The following is a 1,006-nucleotide window of genomic DNA, read 5'->3' on the forward strand; positions in this document are numbered from 1 at the left end:
AGTACAGGATCTGCGTCCTTTTCCTTGGCTGCAGGGTTCAGGGGTTTGGGTTGAAAGCCGACACTTCTGATCCCAAGGCCAAGCGCAAAGAAGTGAGCTCGCAATTGTTCGGCTGTGTAGTAGTTAAGCAGTTCGCGCGCCATAGGCGGTTTCAGTTTTCCACTGCTGCTTGCCTTTTTATCAAAGAACAAAATATGATTATTGGCAATAAGTTTGGGTAACTGGAGTTGTCCTTCTTCCGGATCAAAGCTGAACTCTTTGCCCTGGTCTCCCATGAACATCGACATCTCAGCGAGGCTGTAGAAGTAAATATTGTCTTCACCGATGAACTGGTAAACTTGCGCATCCTTTGAACACCACCATTTTTTCCAATCATCCTTGTGTTTTCCTTGGCTTTCAAGATAAGTCGCAGTAAAGGAAATTGGAGCCCACAGAGATTCCGGCCACACCCAAAAAGTTAGACCGGTCAAACCTTCAATATCCGGACAGGGGATGCTCCATTCAATATTGCCGGTCAAGCGGAACGGCACCAGGGTTTTTCCATTGCGGTACCTGATAGAATGCTTTGTGAGCAGGGAGCTGGCAATCTCTCTTTTTTCAAGACTGTCAAAAATTAGAGGGATGGTTTTATTTTTGCCTTCTTTGCGCTTATGTTCGGGAAGCTGATCCTTAACTGCCTCCAGGGCCTCAAGCTGATCAAGCTTCACATAGATCGTGGGCGGTTCAAGGAATTCCTGAATTGCGCTTACCATGAAACCTCGGCATCCCGGAACATCATGAAGTGTTTCAAGCCATTTCTCAAGCTGCGGCCTGAATTTCACCAGATCAATGTACCAATTAGAAACATCTCTCATTTCGGGCACGTCGCCTGAAAGAGTGCTTGTGGGGTTAATCAACTCTTTTGGCTCATATGGGTGGCCAAGCGAGCACTCGTCGGCATAACCCTTTTCGGACGCACAACCCGAAATTGGGCAACGGCCCACGACCTGGCGACCGTTTAGGAATA

1 protein-coding gene is annotated in these 1,006 nt (G+C 47.7%); it reads right to left on the reverse strand.

All coding sequences use genetic code 11. The features are described 5' to 3' along the window. The coding region (locus CVU62_05430; protein ID PKN38571.1) for a methionine--tRNA ligase at nt 1-1,006 on the reverse strand (1,006 nt) is incomplete at both ends.

The sequence above is a fragment of the Deltaproteobacteria bacterium HGW-Deltaproteobacteria-2 genome (assembly GCA_002840505.1).
GTDB lineage: Bacteria > Desulfobacterota > Syntrophia > Syntrophales > Smithellaceae > Smithella.